Here is a 1660-nt window from a genome sequence, read left to right as displayed (position 1 = left end):
TACGGGCAGGGGTCCTGGACATCGGTCCCCCGGTCGTCCACGGTGATCCGGTAGCGGCCGGCGTCGCCGCCTCCGATTACCGAACGCCTCCAGATGGCACCGGACATACGTCGATCACCGTCAAACCGTCGGCCGGATACTCGACACGGACCTGGACGAGTTCGGGCCGGATCAGCCGACGTTCTGACGGTCCACGACGTCGCAATCCGTGTAGACGGTCGGCCGGGTCATCAGGGCGGCCAGAGCCTGCGCCAGCTCGTTGGTCTCGGCGGCTTCACTGTTCGCCCTGGCCGCCTCATGGGACTCGAACTCGACCACGGCGAGGTAGCGGTTGGGGTTGGCGCGGTCCCTGAGCAGGGTGCGGGCGACCGGGCCCCCGCTCCGTCCCTGTGCGCGGACCCGCTCCTCGTAACCGCGCAGCAGCTCGCGCACCTCTTCGATGCGTTCGGTCTCGAAGTCGATGATCTGTGCGAACTTCATGGTCCGGCTCCTCCCGGTGCAGGCGGCCCCACAGGCCCGTCATCCCTGTCCCCAGCAAACACCGTCACGGCGGTCGGAACAGCCGGGACACGCTCGTCCGCGATGTACGGCCGCAGTCCACGGCCGCCGACCGCACCGATCATCAGGTCACCCGCGCGGTCAGGGGTCGGCCCCTGCCGGCGACGGGCCGCTCGGGCCGCACCGTACGGATCCGGGACCCTCGCATCCACCCGCACGCCGTGCGGCAGGTCCCCGGCGCCGTGTGCCGGGGACCTGCCGTGAGGGCTCCAGCGCGTCTGGGCGGATTCAGGGTTCCCGGTGGTCCCGGCGCAGGGAGTCCTTGATCCCGCGGGCCTGTTCCTCAGCCTTGCCGGCGGCCTCGCGGGCCTTGCCCTTGAGCTGGTCCGTCTTGCCCTCGGCCTGCATCCGCTCGTTGCCCGTCGCCTTGCCCGCCGCTTCCTTGGCCTTGCCCTTCGCCTGTTCCATCTTGCCCTTGGCCTTTTCAGCCATGCCAAACACTTCCCTTCCCGAAAACGGTCGATCGCTGCTCAAACTAGGCGAGATCCGGAGAACTCGCTCGTCGAGACGAGAGCGGGCCGGAGTCCCGGACCGGGGGCGGTCTCCAAGTCCCGCTACGGCGCCGTGCGCCTCGCACTGCATGATGGAGGCATGGGTGACCGCGAGGACTTCCTGACGTGGATCAAGACCGACCTGTACCGGGCGGAGGCCGCGCTCCACGACGGCGACCCGGAGCCGCGGCGGTCGCTCTGGTCCCAGACGGAGCCGGTCAGTGTGCTGGGCGCCTGGCGCAACGCCCGCGGGCTGGCGGAGGTCGACGCCCTCTTCACCGCCCTCGGCGCTTCCTTCTCGCACTGCACCTCCTACGCCTTCGAGCTGGTGGCGTACGACGTCGTGGGCGACATGGCCTACACAGCCGGTCTGGAACACGTCAGCGCCCGCGTCGACGGCGAACCGCGGACCTACACCCTGCGGGCCACCCAGGTGTACCGTCGCGAGAATGCGGTGTGGCGGGTGGCCCATCGGCATGGAGACACCGTGACGCCGTGACGGGAGCTTCGCCCCTGCGCGGATCTGCGAGGACCTAGGCTGGGGGGATGCACATCATCCTGGTGAGTGGGCCCTCGGGATCAGGGAAGACGACGGTCGCGCGCATCCTGGC

General features: G+C 69.7%; 3 protein-coding genes. 1 reads left to right on the top strand and 2 read right to left on the bottom strand.

The genetic code is table 11. The annotated features are described in order from the left end of the window. Positions 1-171: 171 nt before the first annotated feature. Together VR44_RS16210 and VR44_RS16205 are read right to left on the bottom strand one after the other, a co-directional pair. A complete protein-coding gene (locus tag VR44_RS16210) occupies positions 172-480 on the bottom strand; it encodes a hypothetical protein (RefSeq protein WP_045948207.1) in 309 nt (102 codons plus the stop codon). Positions 481-786: 306 nt separating this feature from the next. Beyond that, complete coding sequence (locus tag VR44_RS16205; protein WP_045948206.1) at positions 787-990, bottom strand: CsbD family protein; 204 nt, start codon at positions 988-990, stop codon at positions 787-789. 159 nt (positions 991-1149) lie between these two features. On the opposite strand from VR44_RS16205, the gene VR44_RS16200 reads away from it, so the two are divergent. Further along, positions 1150-1548 (top strand): nuclear transport factor 2 family protein, encoded by a 399-nt coding sequence (locus tag VR44_RS16200; RefSeq protein WP_045948205.1) that lies wholly within the window; start codon positions 1150-1152, stop codon positions 1546-1548. The last annotated feature ends 112 nt before the right edge of the window (positions 1549-1660 follow it).

This window comes from Streptomyces katrae (assembly GCF_000966975.1).
In the GTDB taxonomy this organism is placed as follows: domain Bacteria; phylum Actinomycetota; class Actinomycetes; order Streptomycetales; family Streptomycetaceae; genus Streptomyces; species Streptomyces katrae.
Note: the sequence above shows the minus strand (reverse complement) of the source record. Positions and strands in the feature narration are given on the sequence as shown.